This is a genomic window from Pseudodonghicola sp., assembly GCF_048268305.1.
Classification (GTDB): Bacteria; Pseudomonadota; Alphaproteobacteria; order Rhodobacterales; family Rhodobacteraceae; genus Pseudodonghicola.
Genome location: NZ_JBLWVT010000005.1, coordinates 45,391 through 69,121 on the forward strand (window position 1 = coordinate 45,391; position 23,731 = coordinate 69,121).

A 23,731-nucleotide genomic window follows, 5' to 3' on the forward strand; every position below is an offset into this window, starting at 1 on the left:
TTCGGATCAACCGATGGTCTTGGACATCCGCTTGCGTTCATGCGGATCGAGATAGCGCTTGCGCAGACGGATCGATTCCGGCGTGACCTCGACCAGTTCGTCGTCGTTGATATAGGCGATGGCCTCTTCCAGCGACAGCGTGATCGGGGTGGTCAGCTTGACCGCTTCGTCGGTGCCCGAAGCGCGGACGTTGGTCAGCTTCTTGCCCTTCAGCGGGTTCACTTCCAGATCGTTGTCGCGGCTGTGCTCGCCGATGATCATGCCCTGATAGACCTTGGCCTGGGCGCCCAGGAACAGCTTGCCGCGCTCTTCCAGGTTCCACAGCGCATAGGCCACCGCCTCGCCGTCTTCCATCGAGATCAGCACGCCCTGACGCCGGCCCGGGATCGGACCCTTGTAGGGGGCCCAGGAGTGGAACACGCGGTTCAGCACGCCGGTGCCGCGGGTATCGGTGAGGAATTCGCCGTGATAGCCGATCAGGCCGCGCGACGGAACATGGGCGATGATCCGGGTCTTGCCGGCGTTCTGCCGCATCTCGACCAGCTCGCCCTTGCGCGTGCCGGTCAGCTTTTCGATCACCGCGCCGGAATATTCGTCATCGACGTCGACGGTGACTTCTTCGATCGGCTCCAGCTTCTTGCCGTTCTCATCGTCGCGCATGATGACCTGCGGCCGGGAGATCGACAACTCGAACCCCTCGCGGCGCATGTTCTCGATCAGAACGCCCATCTGCAGTTCGCCACGGCCCGAAACCTCGAAGGCCTCACCACCCGGGGTGTCGGCGATCTTGATGGCGACGTTCGATTCCGCCTCTTTCATCAGCCGTTCGCGGATGACGCGGGATTGCACCTTCTTGCCTTCGCGGCCAGCCAGCGGGCTGTCGTTGATGCCGAAGGTGACGGTGATGGTCGGCGGGTCGATCGGCTGGGCGTCCAGCGGGGTATCGACGGCCAGCGCACAGATGGTGTCGGCGACGGTAGCCTTCGACATGCCGGCGAGGCTGACGATATCGCCGGCCATGCCTTCGTCGATGTCCTGTTGGCCGAGGCCGCGGAAGGCTTGCACCCGGGTCACCCGGAACTGTTCGATCTTCTGGCCGATGCGGGAAATCGCCTGCACCGTCTGGCCGACCTTGACCTTGCCGGTTTCGATGCGGCCGGTCAGAATGCGGCCGACGAAGGGGTCGGCCCCCAGCGTGGTGGCGAGCATCCGGAAATCATCGCCCTGCTGCTTGATCTGCTTCGGCGCCGGGACATGGTTGATGATCAGGCTGAACAGCGCGCTCAGATCCTTGCGCGGCCCGTCCAGCTCGGTGTCCGCCCAGCCGGAGCGGCCCGAGGCATACATATGCGGGAAGTCGAGCTGATCTTCGTTGGCGTCGAGCGAGGCAAAGAGATCGAAGACCTCGTTCAGCGCGCGATCGGGTTCGGCGTCGGGTTTGTCGACCTTGTTCAGCACTACGATGGGGCGCAGCCCCAGCGCCAGCGCCTTGGAGGTCACGAATTTGGTCTGCGGCATCGGGCCTTCGGCGGCGTCGACCAGCAGCACAACACCGTCGACCATCGACAGGATCCGCTCGACCTCACCACCAAAGTCGGCGTGGCCGGGGGTGTCGACGATATTGATGCGGGTACCTTTCCATTCGACCGAGGTCGGCTTGGCGAAGATGGTGATGCCGCGTTCGCGCTCCAGGTCGTTGCTGTCCATGGCGCGTTCTGCCACGGCCTGGTTTTCGCGGAAGGCGCCCGATTGTTTCAACAGCTCGTCCACCAGGGTGGTCTTGCCGTGGTCAACGTGCGCGATGATCGCGATATTGCGAAGGTCCATATGTCATGCCTCGAATGCGGGAATTGCTGCGCGCATAACGCGCTGCAGCGCAGAACGCCAGTGCAAAACGCGCGATCAGTGCCCTGCAGAGCCCGAGAACAGGTTGATGACCACGATCCCGGCGATGATCAGCCCCAGACCCAGCACCGCCGGCAGGTCCAGCCTCTGCCCGAAGACGACGAAACCGATCATCGCGATGAAGACGATGCCGAGGCCGGACCAGATCGCATAGACGATCCCCACCGGCATCACCCGCAGCACCTGCGACAGCAGATAGAAGCTGACCGTATAGGCCACCAGCACCAGGATCGAGGGCATCAGCCGGCTGAACTGCTGGCTGGCCTGCAGGGCAGAGGTGCCGATGGTCTCGGCCGCGACGGCAAGGATCAGGTACAGGTAATGGGCGGGCATGGGCAGGTCTCGGACAATGAAGCGCGGTGGGCGGCTTGGCCCAGTGGTGTCCTGTATACAGAGACCTTGCCGCGGGTAAAGCGCGGGCGGGTGCCGGCGGTGTCTCAGGTTGCGATATACCGGTCGCGGCGATGGTTGAAGGCGATCACCAGATTCAGCGCCACCGCCCCCAGCAGCGACCAAAGCACGGTTGTGCCGGGGAAGAGGAAGAGGCCGATGGCGAAGATCACCGCATCGACCATGAGCTGGACATAGCCGGCCTTGAAGCCGGTGGTGTCCTGCACCAGAAGCGCCACCACGCCGAGCCCGCCCAGCGAACCGTTGTGACGAAACATCGCCAGCAACCCCAGACCGGTGGCCGCGCCGAAGACCAGAGCCGCCAGCGGCTGCGACATCGGCCCCACCGTCCAGCCCAGCGGCAAAAGCTCGGTCGTCACCGACAGCAGCGTCACCGACAGCGCCGATTTCAGCGTAAACTCCAGGCCCAGCCGGCGATAGGCCAGCAGGTAGAATGGGATGTTGATGATGAAGAAGATCGTGCCGAAGGACCAGCCGGTCAGATAGGACAGGATCACCGCCACCCCGGCGGTCTGGCCGGTGATCAACCCGGCGCTGGTCAGCACATGGATGCCTATGCCGGAAAGGAATATCCCCAATCCCAGCCCTTGCACATCGTCCAAGGCACTGTGATCAAGCGATTTCTGAACGTTGGTCTGCATCGTCGTTCCCACATCCTGCTGCGGTTTACGGGTCTCTTCGCATATGCAGAAAATAGGACAGAAGTGCTGACCAGTCAATCGGGCGGCGTCCTTTTGCCGCCTCTGACGCGGGGACAGGACCGAAAATGCCCGAAACCTCGGCAGAGGCTCCGGGCACTGTCTTGTCAAAGCGGGATCGGCTTAGCCGGCCAGCGCCTTGTTCAGGTTCTGGTCGATCTTTTCCAGGAACCCCATGGTGGTGAGCCATTTCTGGTCCGGCCCCACCAGCAGCGCCAGATCCTTGGTCATGAAACCGGATTCGACGGTGGCGACGACGACCTTTTCCAGGGTTTCGGCGAAGGTCATCAGCGCGGCGTTGTTGTCCAGCTTGGCGCGGTGCTTCAGCCCGCCGGTCCAGGCGTAGATCGAGGCGATCGAGTTGGTCGAGGTTTCCTTGCCGGCCTGATGCTGGCGATAGTGGCGGGTGACGGTGCCATGCGCGGCCTCGGCCTCGACGATCTTGCCGTCCGGCGTCATCAGCTGCGAGGTCATCAGCCCGAGCGAGCCATAGCCCTGCGCCACGGTGTCGGACTGCACGTCGCCGTCATAGTTCTTGCAGGCCCAGACATAGCCGCCCGACCATTTCAGCGAACTTGCCACCATGTCGTCGATCAGCCGGTGTTCGTACCAGATGCCCTTTTCCTTGAAGGCCTCGGCGAATTCCTCCTCGAAGACCTGTTGGAACAGATCCTTGAAGCGGCCGTCATAGGCCTTGATGATGGTGTTCTTGGTCGAGAGATAGACCGGCCAGCCCAGGTTCAGCCCGTAGTTCAGCGAGGCGCGGGCGAAGTCGATGATCGACTGGTCGAGGTTGTACATCGCCATCGTCACGCCGGCAGAGGGGGCGTTATAGACATCGCGTTCGATGACGGTGCCATCCTCGCCCTCGAACTTGAGGGTGATCTTGCCTGGCCCGGGAAAGCGGAAGTCGGTGGCCTTGTACTGATCGCCGAAGGCGTGACGGCCGACCACGATCGGCTTGGTCCAGCCGGGCACCAGCCGCGGCACGTTGCGGCAGATGATCGGGGCGCGGAAGACGACGCCGCCCAGAATGTTGCGGATGGTGCCGTTCGGGCTCGGGTACATGCGCTTGAGGCCGAATTCCTCGACCCGCGCCTCATCCGGGGTGATGGTGGCGCATTTGACGCCGACGCCGACCTCTTTGATCTTCATGGCGGCGTCGACGGTGATCTGGTCGTCGGTGCGGTCACGCTCCATGATCCCCAGATCGTAATAGAGCAGATCGACGTCCAGATAGGGCAGGATCAGTTTTTTCTTGATAAAATCCCAGATGATCCGGGTCATTTCGTCGCCGTCGATATCGACGATCGGGTTGTTCACCTTGATCTTGGTCATCGGTGCGGTCCCTGTGCTTCGGTGGAGGAGGCTCCGGTAGGGGAGTCGGGCGCGGTTTACTCCAATTCCGCTCTGCGGAAAAGAATGTATACGGAGGTATACAAAAATGTCGCGCGCGCGCTCTGGTCTGCGTCCTGAATTCGGGCGCGTGGCGCCGGATCAGGCGGCGCGGCTGGCGAAAAACGCGGCAATCTTGGGGCGCAGCCAGGCCCAGAGCCCGGGGGCGCCGCGATGGATCGGTTTGCCCACGCGCAGGTCGAGCTGTTCGAGCGTGACGTTATAGTCGATCCAGCTCCCGCCATCGGTTTCCAGATTGAGAACCGGGGTCTGCACCCGGTCGATGGCCTTGGCGAATTGCGCATCCGGGCTTTCCGCCGCCTCGAACTCCTGCCAGAGCGCCAGGAAATCCGCGCCCTGATCCTCGGGCAGCATGCCGAACAGGCGGCGCGCGGCGGCGGCCTCCTTGATGGCCATGGCGGCATGATCGACGCTGCCGTGGATGGGCGCGTCGCCGGCGTCGATTTCGACGAGATCATGCAGCAACAGCATCCGGATCACCCGGTCGATACTGACGCCGGGGCCGGCCTGATCGGCCAGAACCAGCGTATAGAGCATGATGTGCCAGCTATGTTCGGCCGAGTTCTCGTGGCGCGTGCCGTCGATCAGCTTGCTTGCGCGCAGGACGGACTTGAGCTTGTCCGCCTCTTTCAAAAAAGCGATCTGCGCGTCGAGACGCGCAGTGTTTGGGTCGGTCATGGAATAATCCTTTCCCACCGCCCCGGTCCCGGCGGGGACCGGCGCAGCGCTGGTCCCCGGTCGCAGGTTATCGCGTGTTTTCGGTCAGCCGCCGTTTCACGTAATCGGAGACGTCGCCGATCATCGTGTCCATGTGCTGACCTTGGAAGAAGTGATCGGCCCCCTCGATTTCCCGATGGGTGATGGTGATCCCCTTCTGCTCGTGCAGCTTGTTCACCAAGGCCGTGGTATCGGCCGGCGGCGCCACCCGGTCGGCGGTGCCATTGATGATCAGCCCCGAGGACGGGCAGGGCGCCAGGAAGGAGAAGTCATACATATTCGCCGGCGGCGACACCGAGATGAAACCGGTGATCTCGGGCCGGCGCATCAGCAGTTGCATGCCGATCCAGGCGCCGAAGGAGAAGCCAGCGACCCAGCAATGCTTGGAGTTGTTGTTCATCGACTGCAGGTAATCGAGCGCCGATGCGGCATCCGACAACTCGCCGATTCCCTGGTCGTATTCGCCCTGGCTGCGCCCCACGCCGCGGAAATTGAACCGCAACACGGTGAAGCCCATGTTATAAAAGGCATAGTGCAGATTATAGACGACCTTGTTGTTCATCGTGCCGCCGAATTGCGGATGCGGATGCAGCACGATGGCGATCGGCGCGTCCTTTTCCTTCTGCGGGTGATAGCGGCCTTCCAGGCGGCCTTCGGGTCCGGCGAAAATCACCTCGGGCATATTTGGCGTCTGTCCTGTTTTGGTCGGAAGGCATCCGGGATATTCTTGACGAAATCGCTAGGATACCTTAGAACGTTTCTAAATGGCGCGGAGCGCGGTTTTGTGCTGCTAGGCGGAGATACGCATTGACAGGCGCAACGTCAAGAATCTCGCGAAAAAACGGGTGTGGAGGCGATCGGGAATGAAGCTGTCAACCAAAGGACGTTACGCGATGGTCGCTTTGGCCGATATCGCGTTGCAGCCCGAAGGGGCGCTGGTGACGCTGGGAGATATCGCGCAGCGACAGAAGATTTCGCTGCCCTATCTCGAGCAGCTCTTCGTCAAGCTGCGCCGCGCCGATCTGGTGGCCTCGGTGCGCGGTCCGGGTGGTGGCTATCGGCTGGCCCGACCGGCCGAGGATATCCGGGTGGTCGATGTGCTGGCGGCGGTCGACGAGACGGTCGATGCGATGCACAAGGGCGCCGGCGCCTCGGGCGGATCGTCGGGCAGCCGGGCGCAGTCGCTGACCAACAGGCTGTGGGAAAGCCTCAGCGCGCATGTCTATGTCTTCCTGCATCAGACCAGCCTGGCCGATGTGATCGGGAACGGGCTGGCGCCCTGTCCGGCGGTCCCGTCGATCTTCTCCGTCGTCGACGCGGAGTGATAGGGATGTCCGGCTCGACGCGCGTCTATCTGGATTACAACGCCACCGCGCCGATGCGGCCGGAGGCGAAGGCGGCGATGATCGCGGCGATGGAGGTGATCGGCAACCCGTCGAGCGTTCATGCCGAGGGGCGCGCCGCCAAGGCGCTGATCGAACGCGCGCGAGGCCAGATCGCCACGGCCTTCGGGGCGGATGGGGCCGATGTGATCTTCACCTCTGGCGCGACCGAGGCGGCGGCGCTGGCCTGCGCCGGCCGGGGTCTGCATGGCGCGGCGGTGGAACATGATGCGGTGCGGGCCTGGATCACCGAGGATCTCGCGGTTGACGCCCTGGGTCATGTCACAGTGACCGACCCGGGACACAGCGTGTTGCAGATGGCCAATTCGGAAACCGGCGTGCTGCAGACCCTGCCCGCGGGGCTGGCGGTCACCGACGCGACCCAGGCTTTTGGCAAGATCCCGGTCGCCTTCAATTGGCTGGGCGCCACCATGGCGATGGTCTCGGCCCACAAGCTGGGCGGGCCCAAGGGCATTGGCGCGCTGGTGATCAAGCGCGGCACCGATCTGGCTGCGCAGATCCGCGGTGGCGGTCAGGAGATGGGCCGCCGCTCGGGCACCGAGAACATCGTCGGGATCGCCGGTTTCGCCGCCGCGGCCGAGGCGGCGGCGCGCGATCTGGCCGATGGCATCTGGGAACGGGTCGAAAAACTTAGAGATATTCTAGAGTCATCTATTGCGGGCGCCGCCCCACAGACTATTTTCGTCGGGAAAGCGGCGGCGCGCCTGCCCAATACCTCGTGCCTCGCCACTCCGGGATGGAAGGGCGAAACGCAGGTGATGCAGATGGATCTGGCCGGCTTCGCGATCAGCGCGGGCAGCGCCTGTTCCAGCGGCAAGGCGCGCCCCAGCCAGACGCTCGGAGCGATGGGATATGATGCGGCCACGGCCGGCGGCGCGATCCGCGTTTCCATCGGCCCGGCGACGACAGAAGAAGATGTGCTGCGCTTCGCCGAGGCGTGGTGCGAAAAAGAAAGAAAACATCGCGCCCGTGCGGCGTGAGGTCAGGAGTGAAGCAGATGGTCGCCATGGATCATACCGAGGTCAAGGAAGGCGTCGATCAGGAAACGGTCGATGCGGTACGCGAGGTCGGCGGGGCCTATAAATACGGCTGGGAAACCGAGATCGAGACCGACTATGCCCCCAAGGGTCTGACCGAGGATATCGTTCGCCTGATCTCGGCCAAGAACGAAGAACCCGACTGGATGACCGACTGGCGGCTCAAGGCCTTTGCCCGCTGGCTGGAGATGAAGGAACCCGACTGGGCGATGGTCGACTATCCCGAGATCGACTTTCAGGATCAGTATTACTATGCCCGCCCGAAGAGCATGGAAGTGAAGCCGAAGTCGCTGGACGATGTCGACCCCAAGCTGCTGGCCACCTATGCCAAGCTGGGCATTCCTCTGAAGGAACAGATGATCCTCGCCGGTGTCGAGGGCGCCGAGGAGATGCCGACTGAGGGCCGCAAGGTCGCTGTCGATGCGGTGTTTGACTCGGTCTCCGTCGGCACCACCTTCCAGGCCGAGCTGAAGAAGGCCGGCGTCATCTTCTGCTCGATCTCCGAGGCGATCCGCGAACATCCCGAGCTGGTGAAGAAATACCTCGGCTCCGTGGTGCCGGTATCGGACAACTTCTATGCGACGCTGAACTCTGCCGTCTTCTCGGACGGCTCCTTCGTCTATGTGCCGCCCAACACGCGCTGTCCGATGGAGCTGAGCACCTATTTCCGCATCAACGCGGAAAACACCGGCCAGTTCGAACGCACGCTGATCATCGCTGACAAGGGGTCCTACGTCTCCTATCTGGAAGGCTGCACCGCGCCCAAGCGCGACAAGGCGCAGCTGCATGCCGCGGTGGTGGAGATCATCATCGAGGAAGACGCCGAGGTGAAATATTCCACCGTCCAGAACTGGTATCCGGGCGACGAGAACGGCAAGGGCGGTATCTATAACTTCGTGACCAAGCGCGCCGATTGCCGGGGCGACCGCGCCAAGGTGATGTGGACCCAGGTCGAAACCGGCTCTGCCGTGACCTGGAAATACCCCTCCTGCATCCTGCGCGGCGACGACAGCCAGGGCGAATTCTATTCGATCGCCATCACCAACAACCATCAGCAGGCCGACACCGGCACCAAGATGATCCACCTGGGCCAGCGGACCAAGTCGCGCATCGTGTCCAAGGGGATCAGCGCGGGCAAGGCGCAGAACACCTATCGCGGTCTGGTGTCGATGCATCCGAAGGCCAAGAACAGCCGCAATTACACCCAATGTGACAGCCTGTTGATCGGCGACAAATGCGGCGCCCATACGGTGCCCTATATCGAGGTGAAGAATAACTCCTCGCGCGTCGAGCACGAGGCGACCACCTCCAAGGTGGATGAGGATCAGCTGTTCTACTGCCGCTCGCGCGGGATGGACGAAGAGGAATCGGTGGCGCTGGTGGTCAACGGATTCTGCAAGGACGTGCTGCAGGCGTTGCCGATGGAATTCGCCATGGAGGCGCAGCAACTGGTTGCCATCAGCCTGGAAGGGTCGGTAGGCTAAGGCCCAGGTCGCCTGCCAATCGCCGCAACAAATGAGCTCGGTCATGAATGAAAGCAAAGTCAAGTTTTCGGGGGATTTCTCCGAACTCGAGTCCATCGTTGCTGCGCGGCGGAGGGGCTGTTTCACAACCGCGCAGGGACGGGTGTCTGTCGTGCGGTTTCTCGACAAGTCGCTGCTGTTTTCGGTGAAACTGCCCAGAGATGTGATCCAGAAGTGCTATCTGCGCGGCGAGATCTACGAGGTGCCGGAGCTGATGATCATGCAGCGTTTTTTCCCGCGTGGCGGGGTGATGCTGGATGTTGGCGCCAATGTCGGCAATCACGGGCTGTTCGCCGCGGCCTATCTGGGGGCCTCCTGTGTCGTTCCGATCGAACCCAATCCGGTGGCCTATAAGGTCCTGATCGAGAATGTGTTCATGAATCGGCTGGAGGGCCAGTTCGACCTGCGGCTGCTGGGATATGGGCTCACCGACGTGCATGCGCAGGGCGCGGGGATTTCCTTCCACGAAAGGAATGTCGGCAGCGGACGCATCGTTGAGGGGAGCGGCGAAATCGAGCTGCTGCGCGGCGATGACGTCTTCGCCGAAACCCAGGTCGATTTCATCAAGATCGATGTCGAGGGGATGGAGATCACGGTCCTGCAAGGGCTGGAAGAGACCATTGCACGGGCCAGGCCGCCGATGTTCGTCGAGGTCGAAAATAAGAATGCCGAAGCATTTGTCGAATTGATGGACAAATGGGGCTACAAGACCGTCGATCGATATCGCCGCTATCGGGTGAACGAGAATTTCATGGTGGTCCATGAAAGCCGGCTGTGAAATCCGGTATGGATCGCAGAGCACTGCAGGGTGCAGGGGAATGCTGATGGTATGGCCTGGCAGGCAGTGCAGGGCTGAGTGATCGTGATGGCGGCGCCCGCCCATATCGACCGTCCGATCCTGACCCTGCCGGCCCCCGAGGCCGAGGCGTTGCGCATGGCCTATGCGCAGGCCGGGGTCATTCTGGAATATGGTTCGGGCGGCTCGACCGTACTGGCAGCCGAGATGGCGGGCAAACATGTCACCTCGGTCGAAAGCGATCGGAAATGGGCGCGGATGATGAAGGGCTGGTTCGCCGCCAACCCGCCGGCCGAGGGCACGAGCGTCGATATCCATTGGAGCGATATCGGCAAGACCGAGGATTGGGGCCATCCCAAGGACGATAGCGAATGGCGCAAGTTCCCCGAGTATCCCCTTAAGATATGGCGGAAAAAGGAGTTTCGGCATCCCGATGTGGTGCTGGTCGATGGCCGCTTTCGCACCGGGTGCGCCCTGGCCACGGCCTTTTCGATCACCCGACCGGTGACGCTGCTGTTTGACGATTATACCAAGCGAAGCTGGTTCGCACGGGTAGAGGAATTTCTGGGATCGCCGACGATCATCGGCCGGATGGCCGCCTTCGAGGTGGTGCCGACGCCCATCCCACCCGACCGGCTGCTGCAGGTCATCAAGTACATGACCCGGCCCTGACGCCAGGCAAGACATAGGAACATCGCCCCGACGATCGGGGACAGAAGGATAAGAAAGAGGAAAAAATGCTGGAAATCAAAAACCTGCATGCGCGACTTGAAGAAGAAGGTAAGGAAATTCTCAAAGGCGTCGATCTGACGATCGAGCCCGGATCGGTGCATGCCATCATGGGCCCGAACGGGTCGGGCAAGTCGACGCTCTCCTATGTGCTTTCCGGTCGTGGCGGCTATGAGGTGACCGAGGGATCGGCGACGCTCGATGGTGTCGACCTGCTGGCAATGGAGCCTGAGCAGCGCGCCGCCGCCGGCCTGTTCCTGGCCTTCCAATATCCGGTCGAAATCCCCGGTGTCGGCAACATGACCTTTCTGCGCACCGCGGTGAACGCGCAGCGCAAGGCCCGCGGCGAAGAGGAGCTGAGCGCCAGCGATTTCCTCAAGATCGTGCGGGAACGCGCCAAGGCGCTGAAAATCGACGCCGACATGCTGAAGCGGCCGGTCAACGTCGGCTTCTCGGGCGGTGAGAAGAAGCGCAACGAGATCCTGCAGATGGCCATGCTGGAACCCAAGATGTGCATTCTGGACGAGACCGACTCTGGTCTTGACGTGGATGCGATGAAACTGGTGTCTGAGGGCGTGAACGCGTTGCGCGACGGCAAGCGCGGTTTCGTGGTTATCACGCATTATCAACGGCTTCTGGACCATATCAAACCTGATGTGGTGCATATCATGGCCAAGGGCCGGATCATCAAGACCGGTGGCCCCGAGCTGGCGCTTGAGGTCGAGACCAATGGCTATGCCGATATCCTGAGCGAGGTGATGTGATGACCGCGCTTCCCGACCCGAAGGCCCTGCAGGCGGTCGAGGCGCGGATTGCCGGGCTGACCCTGTCTGAGACCGGCTGTCTGGCCGCGCCCCGCAAGGCGGCGCTGGCCCGGCTGCGGCAGATGGGCTTGCCGCAGCGGCGTGACGAATACTGGAAATTCACCCGCCCCGACACGCTGACCCAGCCGGCGCCGGTGCCGGCCACCGTCTTCGTCAATGACGAAGGCCCGATGTTCGATGCGGTGGATCGGCTGAAGATCGTCTTTGTTGATGGCGTCTTCGATCCCGAGGCCTCCGACGATCTGGCGATGGACGGTGTGGTGATCGAGCGGATTGCGGATATCTGCGATAAGGATATCCATTGGGCCAAGGACTTGTATGGCGTTCTTGAAGCAAATGGTCAGGTTCCGGTGGCGCGTCCGCTGGCGGCGCTGAACAGTGCCTTCGCCACCGACGGGTTGGTGATCCATGTCACCGGCAGCCCTGAAAGGCCGATCAGCATCGTCTACAAGCACCGCTCGGAAACCTCCGACGTGATGCTGCATCACCTGATCCGGGTCGAAGCGGGGGCCGAGCTGACGCTGCTGGAAAACGGCCCGGCGGCGGCACGGTTCAACAAGTGTACGGAGGTCGATATCGCCGATGGTGGCAAGCTGCACCACGTCCGGGCCCAGGGCCGCGATCATGAGCGCCGCGCGGTGACCCATATGTTCGCCCGTCTTGGTGCCGATGCGGTCTACAAGTCCTTCACCCTGACGGTGAACGGGGTGATGACCCGGAACGAGCAGGTGGTGGAATTCACCGGCGACAACGCGGTGGCCCATGTCGCTGGCGCCTGTGTCGGTGATGGCGATTTCCACCATGACGACACCGTCTTCATCACCCATGACGCGGTCGGCTGCGAAAGCCGGCAGGTGTTCAAGAAGGTGCTGAAGAACGGCGCGGTCGGCGTGTTCCAGGGCAAGATCCTGGTCAAGCCCGGCGCGCAGAAGACCGACGGTTATCAGATCAGCCAGTCGCTTTTGCTGGATGGGGACAGCCAGTTCCTCGCCAAGCCCGAGCTTGAGATCTATGCCGACGATGTCGCCTGTTCGCATGGCTCCACCTCTGGCGCGATCGATGAGGAGGGGCTGTTCTATCTGCGCTCGCGCGGCGTGCCCGAACGTGAGGCGGTCAGCCTGCTGACCCTGGCCTTCCTGGCCGAGGCGTTGGACGAGATCGAGGATCCGCGCCTGTCCGAGGATCTGCTGCAGCGTCTGCGCGGCTGGCTGATGCGGCACGGCTGATGGCGGTGACCACGGATATCCTGGCCTCCTACCGGGGGCCGGGGCGGGTGGTTGCGCGCCTGCTGACCGCCGGTCAGCGCGAGGATCGCGCGCTGGCCATCCTGATGGCGGGCTGCGTGCTGGTCTTCGTCGCGCAATTGCCCCGACTGGCGCGCGAGGCGCATCTGACCGGACAGGAGTTGAACCCGATCCTGGGTGGCAGCCTGCTGGCCTGGGTGATCATCGCGCCCTTGCTGTTCTATATCCTCGCCGCCTTCAGCCATGTCATCGCGCGGCTCTTCGGCGGGCGGGGCGGCTGGTACGGGGCGCGGCTGGCGCTGTTCTGGGCGCTGCTCGCCTCGACGCCGCTGTTGCTGCTGCACGGGTTGGTGGCGGGGCTGATCGGCCCGGGACCGGGGCGCGACGCGGTGGGGCTGATCTGGCTGGCGGTTTTTCTGTGGTTCTGGCTCTCGGGCCTCTGGCAGGCGGAAAGGACCCGGCTGTGAACAAAAGCTATTGGGGCGATCTGGTTACCCTGTCGCTGACCGACCCGGCCGAGGCGGCGCGGCGGCTGATGGCGCTGGGTCTGCGGCGCGATGTGCTCTGGCTGGCGCTGGCGCTGACGGCGGTTCTGAACACGGTGATCTATACGCTGTCCGCCATGGTCTCCGGTTCGGCGGCATTCAATGCCCTGGGATCGCCATTTCTCTATCTGGGGATCATGGCGGCCAGCTTGCTGGCGACGCTGTTCTCCTTCTATCTGGCGGGGCGCGTGCTGGGCGGGCAAGGCCGGTTCGAGGATCTGCTGGTCGCGGTCACCTGGCTGCAGGTGCTGCGCATGGCGGTGCAGGTGATCGTTCTGGTCCTGGGCATCCTGTCGCCGGCGCTGGGGGTGGCGGCTGTCTTTGCCGCCATGTTCATCGGGCTTTATATCACCGTTCATTTCCTCAATCAGGTGTTCCACTTCAATTCTCTGGGCCGGGCCGCGGGGGCGATGCTGCTGTCGATCGTGGTCATGACGGTCCTGATGATCCTTCTCCTCGCCTTGATCGGGGGGATACTGCCGGGAGACTCTCTCAATGTATGACGTGCAGAAAATCCGCGCCGATTTCCCGATCCTCGCCCGCGAGGTGAATGGCAAGCCGCTGACCTATCTCGACAACGGCGCCTCGGCGCAGAAGCCGCAGGTGGTGATCGACGCGATCACCCGGGCCTATTCGATGGAATATGCCAACGTGCACCGGGGGCTGCATTTCCTGTCGAACCTCGCGACCGAGAAATACGAGGCGGTGCGCGGCATCGTCGCCCGGTTCCTGAATGCGGGGCATGAGGACGAGATCATCTTCAACTCCGGCACCACCGAGGGGATCAACATGGTCTCCTACGCCTGGGCGGCGCCGCGGCTGCAGGCGGGCGACGAGATCGTGCTGAGCGTGATGGAACACCACGCCAATATCGTGCCCTGGCATTTCCTGCGCGAACGGCAAGGCGTGGTGCTGAAATGGGTGGATACCGCGCCGGACGGATCGCTCGACCCGCAGGCGGTGATCGATGCCATCGGGCCAAAGACCAAACTGGTGGCGGTGACCCATTGTTCCAATGTGCTGGGCACGGTGGTGGATGTGAAGGCGATCACCCAAGGCGCCCACGCCAAGGGCGTGCCGGTGCTGGTCGACGGCAGCCAGGGCGCGGTGCATATGCCGGTCGACGTGCAGGACATCGGCTGCGATTTCTATGCCATCACCGGCCACAAGCTCTATGGTCCCTCGGGCTCCGGCGCGATCTATGTCAAGGCCGAGCGGATGGCGGAAATGCGCCCCTTCCTCGGCGGTGGCGACATGATCCGCGAAGTGACCAAGGATCATGTCATCTATGCCGACCCGCCGCTGAAGTTCGAGGCCGGCACGCCGGGCATCGTGCAGACCATCGGCCTTGGCGTGGCGCTGGAATACATGATGGGCCTCGGCATGGCGAATATCGCCGCGCATGAGGCGGGCTTGCGCGATTATGCCCAGGCGCAATTCGCCAAGCTGAACTGGCTCAAGGTGCAGGGGCAGGCGCCGGGCAAGGCGGCGATCTTCTCCTTCACCATGGAGGGGCCGGCGCATCCGCATGATATCTCGACCATCCTCGACAAGAAGGGGGTGGCGGTGCGCGCGGGACATCATTGCGCCGGGCCGCTGATGGAGCATCTGGGCGTCACCGCCACCTGTCGGGCCTCCTTCGGGCTTTACAACACGACGGAAGAGATCGACCGGCTGATCGAGGCGCTGGAACTGGCACGAGAGCTGTTCGCCTGACCGTTTCCTGACCGCTTTCGAGATTTGGAGCGGTCGGAAAGCGACATTCTGGTGTCGTTATTGGTAATTTCGCCGCAATGCGGCTAGGCTTCCCCTGACACAGCAGCAGGGGGAGCCGATGACCGTATTGACCGAAGCCGAGCAGATTTCCGATATCGCCTTTGGGTTCATGGGATCGAAGGCGCTGTTCGCGGCGCTGGGGGCAGGGGTTTTCACCCATCTCTCCGATGGTCCGCAAAGCTGCGCCGAACTGGCCGAGACCTGCCCGCTGGACGAGGCGCGCACCGAAACCCTGATGACCGCTTTGGCCGGGCTGGGGCTGGTCGAGGTGCAGGATGGCCGGTTCGCCAATTCGCCGGCCGCCGAAAGCTTTCTGGTCAAGGGGGCGAAATACGACTTCGGCGATTACCTGCGGCTGCAGGTGGGTCAGCAGATGTACGGGCTCTTGGACCAGATCGATGACGCGCTGCGGGACAGGCTGCCCGAGGAGGCGACCGCCTCCTATGCCGAGTGGTTTTCCGACCCGGAGGAGGCGCGGCTCTATTCCGCCAGCCAGCATTCGGGATCGCTGGGCCCGGCGCGGCAATTGGCGCGTCGGATCGACCTGTCGGGGGCGAAAACCCTGCTGGATGTCGGTGGCGGCACTGGCGCCTTTGCCATCACGCTTTGCAAGGCCTTCCCCGATCTCACCGCTACCATCGTCGATTTTCCCAATGTCGCCGAACTGGGGCGGGACTATGTTGCCAAGGCGGGGCTGTCGGACCGGATCACCTATGTCGAGGGCGACGCGCTGGACACCGACTGGCCGGGTGGACAGGATGTGGTGCTGATGTCCTATCTTTTCTCCGGCGTGCCGGGGGAAACACACGATGGGTTGATCGCGCAGGCGCGTCATCATTTGGCTCCGGGCGGCCGCTTCCTGCTGCATGACTTCGTGGTGCACGAGGACCGCACCGGCCCGAAGCTCGCCGCGCTCTGGCAGCTGCAGCACACCGCCTTCACCCCGCGCGCGCGGTCGCTGGACGAGGGTTGGCTGAAGACCGCACTGGCGAAAGCCGGGTTCACGGACATTGACGTCAGCGTGATGATCCCCGAGATGACCATGCTGGCAAGCGCCGAAAGACCAACATAAATCACCTGGAATCAAAGGCCTGCAAGAATCACCTTGAAGCAAGGCGTGCAAGGCGTCTCGGGCGCGAAATCATAACGGCTATGCAGTCAATCACAATGGAACTTGCATGCCAGAGTCCGATATTGAGCCCTCGAAAAGGTTAACGTGCCTTTAATCTGTGCACCGTCTGCAAGATGGTATCGAGGTGTTTTGCTATGTCCGCGACTTATACTGATCCAATCCCCGTGCATGGTGATATGCTCGCCTCAGTCGGATCCTACGGGCAGACGAGCAACCCTGGCCAGCCGGGATTCGCCATGGAGCTTTATGATGTCCAGGCGCTCGGCACGGCCTCGGACAGCTATCGGTTGGTCTGGTATCAGAACGTCAACACCACCGCGACCGAGTTCGGGAACGGCCAGATGTGGCGGCTGGAAGTCTATGATGCGGCCGCGGATCCGGACGGCGACCCCGCCACGGGGAACGGTGGCTGGTCGGCGGTCCCGGGCTATGAACAACTGATCCCGGAGCATGACATCGTCGGCGGGCTGGGGGCGGGCGACGAATATATCATGCTGCGCGGATCGTCGGGCTATCTGCTCTATGATCTGAACGGCAACCTGCCCCAGGATCCGAGCCATCTTACTTATTCCGCCGAAGACGAAAACGGTGATCCCGCTCAGGGCGACAACGATGGCAATCTCGATTTCGAGGATATGATCAACGCCGCCGTTGCCTGTTTCCTGCCGGGAACCCGGATCGCAACGCGCGATGGCCTGCGGCCGATCGAAAGCCTGCGTCCCGGTGATCTGGTGCTGACGCTGGACAATGGCCCGCAGCCGCTGACGAGGCTGATTTCCAGCCATGTCGAACTCTGCGCCGGTAAAGAGAATCTGGCGCCGATCGTGATGCCGAAGGGCAGCCTCGGGGCGGGCTTGCCGCTGCATGACCTGCGCTGTTCGCCGCAGCACCGGCTGCTGCATGCTGGAACGACGCGGCAATGTCTGGTCGCGGCCAAGGCGCAATTGGCGCGGCCGGGTGTGTCGTGCCAGCCCGCCATCGGCGACGTGTCGTATTTCAATCTGGTCTTCCCGCGGCATGAGATCGTCTTTGCCGAAGGGATGGCGGTGGAAAGCTTCTATCCCGGCGCCGAAGCGATGAAGCGGCTGCGGCCGGTCGATGTGCTGCTGTTGCGCGGGCTGTTCCCGCTGCCGCCCCGCCGGGCGCGGCATTTCGGGAAGTGCGCGGCCTGGGCTCGCCGGTTGGCGCAGCGCCCGACGGCCTTCAAACCCCTGGCGATGAGGGTTCCCGCCTGAGGAACCCTCGGCTTGGTCCAGCGGGCTTGACAGGGCGGGCGGTCTGAGGTCTTGATCGCCGTCATGATCCAGACTGTTCCCAGCCTTGTGACCTATTATCGCCGCCTGATCTGAGCGCGGCATCCCTTTCTCATGACATGCCGCCGCAGGGTGGCGTCGTGCATGGGCTCCTGCGGTGGTCAGGAGCCTTGATATGAAAATCGACTTCCCTCCCGAACCCACATCCTTCGGCCGGATCCGCGCCGCAGAGCCTGCCGATACGCCGGCGATCCTACGGATGGCGGGGCGGCTCGCGGCGCATCATGGCGATGACTGCGGTCTGACGGCTGACCATATCGCCCGCGATGTCTTTGCGCCGGAGCCGTTGATCTGTCTCCTTGTCGCCGAGGCGCAGACCGGGCTGATCGGCTATGCCGGGCTCTTCGGCATCGCGCAGTTTCACTTCGGTCGGCGCGGGCTTGAGCTGCATCATCTTTTCGTCGAGGCCGAGGGGCGCGGCCAGGGCGTCGGCCAGGCGCTGATCCGGGCCAGCCTGACGGCGGCGCAGGGGCAGGGCTGCAGCTATGTGATGGTGGGCACCGATCCCGACAATCTGGCGGCGCAGGCATTCTATACCGGGTTGGGGTTCGAACGGCGGGCGAGCTTTCCGCCACGGTTTGTCTATCGTCTGGAGGCCTGAGGCGGATGATGCTTTGATCGGCAGGCCCGCCGCGTGGTGGCGCTCCGGCCGGAACTCACCTGGCTTCTGGGCGTCTCGTCTCCGTCCATCGCTCCAGGCTGCGGCGAAACCAGCAAGAGGGTCTGCGATGTGGGGCCCCGGCGGGGCGGTGCTGATGATCGAGACCGATCGCGTCAAGATGACGGAATGGCGGCTCAAGGTCTGGGGCGACAGCACTGGCTGGCATCGCCCTGGCCTGGATTTCATTTTCAGTCGGCTGTTCAACGGGGTGCTCGACGTCAAGCTGGCCGATGGTGAGATCATGCAGGCTCGGATGCCGAAGGACATGCCGACCTTCCGCGGTCTGGCGCTGATCACGCGATCTGATTTGCTGCCAATGAGGCATAAGTTTGCACACTCGGCCGTTTCGATCCTGTCCATGAGGAAAAAATAATATATAAAACATATACTTAGTTGCGTATCGACTTTCAACACCGGCATAACCTTGCACACTGTGCACACAAGCATGCACAGATCGGATGTTTGGAGACATTGGCCATGGCCGTCATGAATGGCGGTTCAGCGGGACAAAGCCGCCATTGACCGGTTCGCATGGATGAATACTCGGGAGCAGCGATGTGGTAATCTGCCTGTGAAAGATCTGGTTGAGGGGAGATCACGGGGCAAATGCGACAACTGATATCCAACGGAAACCCCATGGAGACTATCGTAGGGTTCAGCCGCGCGGTCCGAGTGGGGAACTTTATCGCGGTCGGCGGCACTGCGCCGGTTGACGCCGATGGCCAGACCGTGGGCGTCGGGGATGTCTTCCAGCAAACAAAGCAGTGCTTTGAGATCATCAAGGCTGCGCTTGAGCAAGCCGGTTCCGGTTTGCAGGACATCGTGAGAACACGAGTCATCCTCACGGACATTGAAAACTGGAAAGACGCTATCGAGGCGCGAAAACTCTACTGTCTCGATGCGCGTCCTGTTGACACGATCATGGCAATCGACCGTTTCGTTAATCCCGAATGGCTTGTTGAGATCGAAGTCGACGCAGTGGTATCCGAATGACGCCCACCGAGTTTTGAAGGGCTCATTTGAGACTTCCGCCACAATGGGCACGAAAGTCATCTTCGTGATTCACGCCCATTCTGCGTAAAAGCCTGCGCCCCACAGTGCAGCGGCGCAAAATGCCCTTGACAGGGGGAGTGCACGAAAGCCACCGAAATGTGCAACATTATGCGTCATGGCATTTGCAGGAGAGTGGTGCACCCAATAGGATTCGAACCTATGGCCTCTGCCTTCGGAGGGCAGCGCTCTATCCAGCTGAGCTATGGGTGCCTGGTTCCCGGCGTATAGGACAAAGCGGCAGGGGCTGCAATCGCAAAAACGGCGGTCCGACACCCGAAGTCGTGCGCGTCTAGCCGATCGGTTTGGCGAAGATGAAATAGGCGCCCAGAGCGATGCAACTGAAGCCGAGCGCGTGATTCCAGGTCAGTTTTTCGCCCAGATAGCCCCAGGCGAACAGGCTGAAGACGATCAGGGTGATCACCTCTTGCATGGTTTTCAGCTCGGCCGCAGACCAGGTGCCATAGCCGATGCGGTTGGCCGGCACCGCCAGCCAATATTCGAAGAAGGCGAATCCCCAACTGATCAGCACCACCGACCAGAGCGGCAGGTTGTGGAACTTCAGGTGCCAATACCAGGCGGTGGTCATGAAGATGTTGGAGAGCGACAGCAGCAGCACCGGCGCGATGACCGGCCATAGGGAAGAGGACATCAACGGTTTTCCTGAGCTGGGCAGCGCGCCCGGTTGATCTGTTTCAGCGCCAAAGCGGTCAGGTCGTCAATGCCAAATCGGCGGCTATGCGGGCGGCCCACGACCTTTGCCCTTTCTCTCATGTCGCATGCTGTCGTCGCGGCGGTTCGGCACCCCTCCGCCGAGACGGCAGATAGTCTTGGGCGACTTGCCGCCAATCCCGGACGACGCTTCGCAGTGCCATTCATCACAAAATATTAACCATTCTTTAACCGAAGCGCGTTGCAGAAACGTGTGTGTAAATAAGGAGTTCAAGATGAAAGGTTTCATCGCAATATTGTCCCTGGCGACCTTGGGGCTGAGCCCGGCGGCGATGGCGCAGACCGCACCGAAGCAGACGCTTCCGGCCGCCTCGACACAGCGGGCGCCCGGACCTTTGGGCAAAACCGGGTTGAAGCAGGATCAGGCGGCGGGGATTGCGGCCGGGATCATCCTTCTCGGCATCGGGCTGAGCGACGACAACGACAGCAGCACGACGACGGCAACCAAGTAGGCCCATCACCAGTGCCCCGGGATGTGGGGGGACCGGGATCATTGATCGCCGGTCATCCCGGGCTTTTCCGCGCGGTTTCGGCTGCGGGGGCGTGAACGGAGGGAGGTTTACTCCCCCTGACCCATCCCATCGACCATCTCGCGCACCGTGCTGCGCAGCAGGGGCAGCAAGGCTTGCAGCGCCGGTGGGGTGGATCGGTCGCGTGCCCGGATCACCGAGATATCGCGCGAGATCGCCGGCTCGCCCAGCGGTCGCACCGCCACGGCGCGCCCATGCAGCGCCGCCTGCGAATAGGTCGGCAGGACCGCCAGCGCCTGACCCGCCTCAACCAGCGCCAAGAGGGTAAAGATCTGATGCGCCTCGAAGGCCGGGCGCAGCGGCAGCCGGGCGCTTTCAAAGCCGACATCCACCAGCAGACGAATGCCGCTTTGCCGGGTCAGCGTGGCGATCGGCTGATTTTCAAGATCGCGCCAGGTCAGCGCCTGACGTGCGCTCAGCGGATGCCCCTCGGGCAGGAAGGCCATCAGGCTGTCCTGCAGGATGCTGGTGGAATGCAGCCCGTCCTCGTTCGGCTGGAAGGTGCCCATTCCGATATCGGCGCCGCCCGACCGCACCATGTCGAGGATGCCGTCGGTGCCGACATCGGCGATCTGGATTTGCAGATGCGGGAATTGCCGCGCGGCACGACGGATGAACCGGGGCAGGGCCGTTGCCGCCAGCAGCGGCGGCGCCGCGATCCTGAGCCGCCCGGTGCGCAGATTGCTCAGGTCCTGTACCTGCGCCACGGCCCGTTCGATCGCGCCCAGCCCGCTGAGCGCCGAGGCCGCGAAGGCGCGCCCGGCCTCGGTCAGATCGACCCGCCGGGTGGTGCGGTCGAACAGCCGCGCGCCGACGACCTCCTCAAGATCGCGCACCGACTGCGACAGCGCCGGCTGGGTGGTGTTCATCCGTTCGGCCGCGCGGCTGAAATTGCCATGTTCGACCACGGCCTGAAAAAGCTCGATCTGACGGAGGGTGAGTTTCATAGGTGCACATATAATCTATGGCTTATCAAATTATAGAATCTTTCTTTCTTACCCTATGAAATTTTCTCTCCCATCCTGACCGTAGAACAGACAGGGACGGCCAGGTGGACGGCAAACCGGAGATGCAGACCGAAGCGAGGTGTTGGATCGGGGCCGCGATGCGGCGGCGCGAGGATATCGCGCTGACCACCGGCCGGGGCCGCTTTGTCGATGATATCCAGCCCGAAGGCTGTCTCTATCTCGAATTCTTCCGCAGCCCGGTGGCTTGCGGCACGATCACCGAGCTGATGCTCGACGATGCGCGCGAGGCCGAGGGGGTGGTCGCGGTCTTCGGCCGCGACGATCTGGAGATCTGCGGCGAGGCGGCCATCAACAGGCTGATCGAAGGGGCACCGGCGCAGATTCCCCTGTCAGTGCTGGCGGGCCCGCGGGTGTCGCATCTGGGCCAGCCGATCGCCGCGGTGGTGGCGACCTCGCGGTTGCTGGCGCGCGACGCGGCCGAGTTGATCCAGGCCGGGATCGAGGAGGAGGAGAGCACCGCCGATCCGATCCCCACCGTCCGCTGGCAGCAGGGCAAGGCCGAGGCGATCTTGTCAGCCGCGCCGCTGCGGGTGCCGGCGCGGATGGATCATGCCCTGGTCGCGCCGATGGCCTTGGAGCCGCGCGCGGCGCTGGCGCAATACGACGGCGCGCGGCTTGAGGTCTTCCTGTCGACCCAGACGCCGTTCCGGGCGCGCGACGACATCGCCCGGGTGCTGGGGCTCGACATGGACCGGGTGCATGTCACCGCCCCCGATGTGGGCGGCGCCTTTGGCGGCAAGGCCTCGATCTATCCCGAGGATCTGATGGTCTGTTTCGCCGCGCGCGCCCTGTCGGCGCCGGTCAAGTGGTCGGCGCAGCGCAGCGACGAATTCCTCGCCGCCACCCAGGGGCGCGGCGCCGCCACCGCCGCGAAACTGGCGCTGGACGACGAGGGCCGCATGTTGGCGCTGACGGCGGATCTGGAATTTCAGACCGGCGCCTGGATGCCCTATTCGGCCTATGCGCCGCCGCGCAACGCTGGCCGCATGTTGCCCGGCCCCTATCTGGTGCCGGATGTCGACATCCGCCTGTCGGTCCGCCCGACCGCCCAGGCGCCGGTCGGCATCTATCGTGGCGCCGGCCGGCCCGAGGCGGTGATGCTGATGGAGCGGCTGGCCGACAAGGCCGCCCGCGCGCTTGATCTCGATCCGCTGGAGCTGCGGCGTCGAAACCTGATCCCGGCCTCGGCGATGCCCTACAGGACACCCACCGGAGAGATCTATGATTCCGGCGATCTCGCCGGGCTGCTCGACCGGCTGGAGGAGGTGACGGATTACGCCGCGCTGCGCGCCCGCCAGGCCGAACGCCGCGCGGCGGGCGAGATCTGCGGCCTCGGCCTCGCGCTCTATATCGAACCCTGCGGCATGGGCTGGGAAACCGCCAAGGTCGAACTCTGCCCCGATGGCAGCTTTCGCGCCGATACCGGGTCTTCGGCGCAGGGGCAGGGGCGTGAAACCGCCGTCGCCCAGATCGTGGCCGAAACCCTGTTCACCACGCCCGACCGGGTGCAGGTGGGAGAAGGCGATACCGATCATCTGCCCAATGCCATCGGCGCGCTCGCCAGCCGGTCCACCGCCATCGGCGGCAGCGCCATGCTGCTGGCCTGCGGCAAGCTCTTGGTGACGCTGCGGCAGGCGGCGGCCGATCTGGCCGGGATCGAGTTGGAACAGGTCCAGCCCGGCGTCGGCGGGCTTCTGCTCGGCAACCGGCTGGTCGATTGGCCGCGGCTAGCCGCCGATCTGGCGCAAGCCGGGCGGCTGCCCGCCGCGGCGGAGGAGACCTATACCGCCAAGGGAGAGGCCTGGGCCAGCGGCGCCGTTCTGGCCGAGGTCGCCATCGACCCCGACACCGGCGTGCCCACGGTCGAAGGCATCACCTGGGTCGATGATGCCGGCCGCATCGTCAACCCGCTGCTGGTCGAAGGCCAGCTTCTGGGCGGCATGGCACAGGGGCTGGGGCACGCGCTGATGGAGCGGGTGGTCTATGACGCCGAGGGTCAGCTCCTGACCGGCTCGCTGATGGATTACGCGGTGCCACGCGCCAGCGACATGCCGCGCCAGATCCGGCTGGAAAAACGCTCCACGCCTTCCCCGGCGAACGAAATCGGCGCCAAGGGGGTGGGAGAGGCCGGCTGCATCGGCATCCCCCCCGCCGTCGTCAACGCCATTCAGGACGCGCTCGGGCCCCATTCGGGACGCGAGCTTCACCCGCCGCTGACCAGCGAACGCATCTGGCGGGCGCTGCATTCTCTCGAGGATTGA

Annotated in this window: 25 protein-coding genes and 1 tRNA gene; 17 read left to right on the forward strand and 9 right to left on the reverse strand. The window is 63.3% G+C overall.

All coding sequences use genetic code 11. The features are described from left to right. Positions 1 to 6: 6 nt before the first annotated feature. From typA to ACN0V4_RS10465, 6 genes are all read right to left on the reverse strand, one after another. Positions 7 to 1,827, reverse strand: coding sequence for a translational GTPase TypA (gene typA, locus ACN0V4_RS10440; protein ID WP_417675768.1), 1,821 nt, complete (start codon positions 1,825 to 1,827; stop codon positions 7 to 9). Between the two features lie 75 nt (positions 1,828 to 1,902). After that, positions 1,903 to 2,238 (reverse strand): DMT family transporter, encoded by a 336-nt coding sequence (locus ACN0V4_RS10445; protein WP_417675770.1) that lies wholly within the window; start codon positions 2,236 to 2,238, stop codon positions 1,903 to 1,905. A gap of 104 nt (positions 2,239 to 2,342) precedes the next feature. Continuing rightward, positions 2,343 to 2,957 (reverse strand): YitT family protein, encoded by a 615-nt coding sequence (locus ACN0V4_RS10450; RefSeq protein ID WP_417675772.1) that lies wholly within the window; start codon positions 2,955 to 2,957, stop codon positions 2,343 to 2,345. A 180-nt stretch (positions 2,958 to 3,137) separates the two neighbouring features. After that, on the reverse strand, positions 3,138 to 4,352 hold the full coding sequence (locus ACN0V4_RS10455) for an NADP-dependent isocitrate dehydrogenase (RefSeq protein ID WP_417675774.1): 1,215 nt from the start codon (positions 4,350 to 4,352) through the stop codon (positions 3,138 to 3,140). Between the two features lie 159 nt (positions 4,353 to 4,511). After that, on the reverse strand, positions 4,512 to 5,108 hold the full coding sequence (locus tag ACN0V4_RS10460) for an HD domain-containing protein (RefSeq protein ID WP_417675776.1): 597 nt from the start codon (positions 5,106 to 5,108) through the stop codon (positions 4,512 to 4,514). A gap of 67 nt (positions 5,109 to 5,175) precedes the next feature. Next, a complete protein-coding gene (locus tag ACN0V4_RS10465) occupies positions 5,176 to 5,829 on the reverse strand; it encodes an alpha/beta hydrolase (RefSeq protein ID WP_417675778.1) in 654 nt (217 codons plus the stop codon). A gap of 181 nt (positions 5,830 to 6,010) precedes the next feature. On the opposite strand from ACN0V4_RS10465, the gene ACN0V4_RS10470 reads away from it, so the two are divergent. From ACN0V4_RS10470 to ACN0V4_RS10540, 15 genes are all read left to right on the forward strand, one after another. After that, positions 6,011 to 6,472, forward strand: a complete 462-nt coding sequence (locus ACN0V4_RS10470; protein ID WP_028094238.1) for an Rrf2 family transcriptional regulator — start codon at positions 6,011 to 6,013, stop codon at positions 6,470 to 6,472. 5 nt (positions 6,473 to 6,477) lie between these two features. Continuing rightward, on the forward strand, positions 6,478 to 7,530 hold the full coding sequence (locus ACN0V4_RS10475; RefSeq protein ID WP_417675780.1) for a cysteine desulfurase family protein: 1,053 nt from the start codon (positions 6,478 to 6,480) through the stop codon (positions 7,528 to 7,530). A gap of 17 nt (positions 7,531 to 7,547) precedes the next feature. Further along, positions 7,548 to 9,071, forward strand: a complete 1,524-nt coding sequence (gene sufB / locus ACN0V4_RS10480) for a Fe-S cluster assembly protein SufB (protein WP_417675782.1) — start codon at positions 7,548 to 7,550, stop codon at positions 9,069 to 9,071. A 151-nt stretch (positions 9,072 to 9,222) separates the two neighbouring features. Further along, positions 9,223 to 9,888, forward strand: coding sequence for an FkbM family methyltransferase (locus ACN0V4_RS10485; protein ID WP_417675784.1), 666 nt, complete (start codon positions 9,223 to 9,225; stop codon positions 9,886 to 9,888). An 87-nt stretch (positions 9,889 to 9,975) separates the two neighbouring features. Further along, complete coding sequence (locus ACN0V4_RS10490) at positions 9,976 to 10,578, forward strand: hypothetical protein (protein ID WP_417675786.1); 603 nt, start codon at positions 9,976 to 9,978, stop codon at positions 10,576 to 10,578. A gap of 65 nt (positions 10,579 to 10,643) precedes the next feature. Beyond that, positions 10,644 to 11,399, forward strand: coding sequence for a Fe-S cluster assembly ATPase SufC (sufC, locus tag ACN0V4_RS10495; protein WP_417675788.1), 756 nt, complete (start codon positions 10,644 to 10,646; stop codon positions 11,397 to 11,399). Continuing rightward, positions 11,399 to 12,685 carry a Fe-S cluster assembly protein SufD gene (gene sufD, locus ACN0V4_RS10500; RefSeq protein WP_417675790.1) on the forward strand — a complete coding sequence of 429 codons (1,287 nt, stop codon included), beginning with the start codon at positions 11,399 to 11,401 and terminating at the stop codon, positions 12,683 to 12,685. Before sufC ends, sufD begins: the two co-directional genes overlap by 1 nt. Further along, the gene (locus ACN0V4_RS10505) at positions 12,685 to 13,170 is read left to right on the forward strand and encodes a YIP1 family protein (RefSeq protein ID WP_417675792.1); all 486 of its coding nucleotides are present in this window, start codon (positions 12,685 to 12,687) and stop codon (positions 13,168 to 13,170) included. Before sufD ends, ACN0V4_RS10505 begins: the two co-directional genes overlap by 1 nt. Further along, a complete protein-coding gene (locus ACN0V4_RS10510) occupies positions 13,167 to 13,751 on the forward strand; it encodes a Yip1 family protein (protein ID WP_417675794.1) in 585 nt (194 codons plus the stop codon). Before ACN0V4_RS10505 ends, ACN0V4_RS10510 begins: the two co-directional genes overlap by 4 nt. Further along, positions 13,744 to 14,964: a cysteine desulfurase gene (locus tag ACN0V4_RS10515; RefSeq protein ID WP_417675796.1), complete on the forward strand. Its 1,221-nt coding sequence runs from the start codon at positions 13,744 to 13,746 to the stop codon at positions 14,962 to 14,964. The genes ACN0V4_RS10510 and ACN0V4_RS10515 overlap by 8 nt, the downstream gene beginning before the upstream one ends. 118 nt (positions 14,965 to 15,082) lie before the next feature. After that, on the forward strand, positions 15,083 to 16,096 hold the full coding sequence (locus tag ACN0V4_RS10520) for a methyltransferase (protein ID WP_417675798.1): 1,014 nt from the start codon (positions 15,083 to 15,085) through the stop codon (positions 16,094 to 16,096). Positions 16,097 to 16,392: 296 nt separating this feature from the next. Then, positions 16,393 to 17,391, forward strand: a complete 999-nt coding sequence (locus ACN0V4_RS10525) for a Hint domain-containing protein (RefSeq protein ID WP_417675800.1) — start codon at positions 16,393 to 16,395, stop codon at positions 17,389 to 17,391. A gap of 193 nt (positions 17,392 to 17,584) precedes the next feature. Next, positions 17,585 to 18,070, forward strand: coding sequence for a GNAT family N-acetyltransferase (locus ACN0V4_RS10530; RefSeq protein WP_417675802.1), 486 nt, complete (start codon positions 17,585 to 17,587; stop codon positions 18,068 to 18,070). 154 nt (positions 18,071 to 18,224) lie between these two features. Then, entirely contained in the window at positions 18,225 to 18,503 is a 279-nt protein-coding gene (locus ACN0V4_RS10535; protein ID WP_417675804.1) for a hypothetical protein, read from the forward strand. Between the two features lie 263 nt (positions 18,504 to 18,766). Continuing rightward, positions 18,767 to 19,123 (forward strand): Rid family hydrolase, encoded by a 357-nt coding sequence (locus tag ACN0V4_RS10540; protein ID WP_417675806.1) that lies wholly within the window; start codon positions 18,767 to 18,769, stop codon positions 19,121 to 19,123. 193 nt (positions 19,124 to 19,316) lie between these two features. Here the strand turns inward: ACN0V4_RS10540 and ACN0V4_RS10545 are convergent. Continuing rightward, a tRNA-Arg gene (locus tag ACN0V4_RS10545) sits at positions 19,317 to 19,393 on the reverse strand. A 79-nt stretch (positions 19,394 to 19,472) separates the two neighbouring features. Beyond that, a complete protein-coding gene (locus ACN0V4_RS10550) occupies positions 19,473 to 19,832 on the reverse strand; it encodes a DMT family protein (protein WP_417675808.1) in 360 nt (119 codons plus the stop codon). A 295-nt stretch (positions 19,833 to 20,127) separates the two neighbouring features. On the opposite strand from ACN0V4_RS10550, the gene ACN0V4_RS10555 reads away from it, so the two are divergent. Further along, complete coding sequence (locus ACN0V4_RS10555; protein WP_417675810.1) at positions 20,128 to 20,364, forward strand: hypothetical protein; 237 nt, start codon at positions 20,128 to 20,130, stop codon at positions 20,362 to 20,364. A 107-nt stretch (positions 20,365 to 20,471) separates the two neighbouring features. On the opposite strand, the gene ACN0V4_RS10560 is transcribed toward ACN0V4_RS10555, so the two are convergent. Further along, positions 20,472 to 21,389 (reverse strand): LysR family transcriptional regulator, encoded by a 918-nt coding sequence (locus ACN0V4_RS10560; RefSeq protein WP_417675812.1) that lies wholly within the window; start codon positions 21,387 to 21,389, stop codon positions 20,472 to 20,474. Between the two features lie 104 nt (positions 21,390 to 21,493). Between ACN0V4_RS10560 and ACN0V4_RS10565 the strand changes: the two genes are divergently transcribed. Further along, positions 21,494 to 23,731, forward strand: a complete 2,238-nt coding sequence (locus ACN0V4_RS10565) for a xanthine dehydrogenase family protein molybdopterin-binding subunit (RefSeq protein WP_417675814.1) — start codon at positions 21,494 to 21,496, stop codon at positions 23,729 to 23,731.

Coding starts and splice junctions, on each gene's coding strand:
- typA (WP_417675768.1), bottom strand. CDS start 1,827: ATGGACCTTCGCAATATCGCGATCATCGCGCACGTTGACCACGGCAAG.
- ACN0V4_RS10445 (WP_417675770.1), bottom strand. CDS start 2,238: ATGCCCGCCCATTACCTGTACCTGATCCTTGCCGTCGCGGCCGAGACC.
- ACN0V4_RS10450 (WP_417675772.1), bottom strand. CDS start 2,957: ATGCAGACCAACGTTCAGAAATCGCTTGATCACAGTGCCTTGGACGAT.
- ACN0V4_RS10455 (WP_417675774.1), bottom strand. CDS start 4,352: ATGACCAAGATCAAGGTGAACAACCCGATCGTCGATATCGACGGCGAC.
- ACN0V4_RS10460 (WP_417675776.1), bottom strand. CDS start 5,108: ATGACCGACCCAAACACTGCGCGTCTCGACGCGCAGATCGCTTTTTTG.
- ACN0V4_RS10465 (WP_417675778.1), bottom strand. CDS start 5,829: ATGCCCGAGGTGATTTTCGCCGGACCCGAAGGCCGCCTGGAAGGCCGC.
- ACN0V4_RS10470 (WP_028094238.1), top strand. CDS start 6,011: ATGAAGCTGTCAACCAAAGGACGTTACGCGATGGTCGCTTTGGCCGAT.
- ACN0V4_RS10475 (WP_417675780.1), top strand. CDS start 6,478: ATGTCCGGCTCGACGCGCGTCTATCTGGATTACAACGCCACCGCGCCG.
- sufB (WP_417675782.1), top strand. CDS start 7,548: ATGGTCGCCATGGATCATACCGAGGTCAAGGAAGGCGTCGATCAGGAA.
- ACN0V4_RS10490 (WP_417675786.1), top strand. CDS start 9,976: ATGGCGGCGCCCGCCCATATCGACCGTCCGATCCTGACCCTGCCGGCC.
- sufC (WP_417675788.1), top strand. CDS start 10,644: ATGCTGGAAATCAAAAACCTGCATGCGCGACTTGAAGAAGAAGGTAAG.
- sufD (WP_417675790.1), top strand. CDS start 11,399: ATGACCGCGCTTCCCGACCCGAAGGCCCTGCAGGCGGTCGAGGCGCGG.
- ACN0V4_RS10505 (WP_417675792.1), top strand. CDS start 12,685: ATGGCGGTGACCACGGATATCCTGGCCTCCTACCGGGGGCCGGGGCGG.
- ACN0V4_RS10515 (WP_417675796.1), top strand. CDS start 13,744: ATGTATGACGTGCAGAAAATCCGCGCCGATTTCCCGATCCTCGCCCGC.
- ACN0V4_RS10520 (WP_417675798.1), top strand. CDS start 15,083: ATGACCGTATTGACCGAAGCCGAGCAGATTTCCGATATCGCCTTTGGG.
- ACN0V4_RS10525 (WP_417675800.1), top strand. CDS start 16,393: ATGGAGCTTTATGATGTCCAGGCGCTCGGCACGGCCTCGGACAGCTAT.
- ACN0V4_RS10530 (WP_417675802.1), top strand. CDS start 17,585: ATGAAAATCGACTTCCCTCCCGAACCCACATCCTTCGGCCGGATCCGC.
- ACN0V4_RS10535 (WP_417675804.1), top strand. CDS start 18,225: ATGATCGAGACCGATCGCGTCAAGATGACGGAATGGCGGCTCAAGGTC.
- ACN0V4_RS10540 (WP_417675806.1), top strand. CDS start 18,767: ATGGAGACTATCGTAGGGTTCAGCCGCGCGGTCCGAGTGGGGAACTTT.
- ACN0V4_RS10550 (WP_417675808.1), bottom strand. CDS start 19,832: ATGTCCTCTTCCCTATGGCCGGTCATCGCGCCGGTGCTGCTGCTGTCG.
- ACN0V4_RS10555 (WP_417675810.1), top strand. CDS start 20,128: ATGAAAGGTTTCATCGCAATATTGTCCCTGGCGACCTTGGGGCTGAGC.
- ACN0V4_RS10560 (WP_417675812.1), bottom strand. CDS start 21,389: ATGAAACTCACCCTCCGTCAGATCGAGCTTTTTCAGGCCGTGGTCGAA.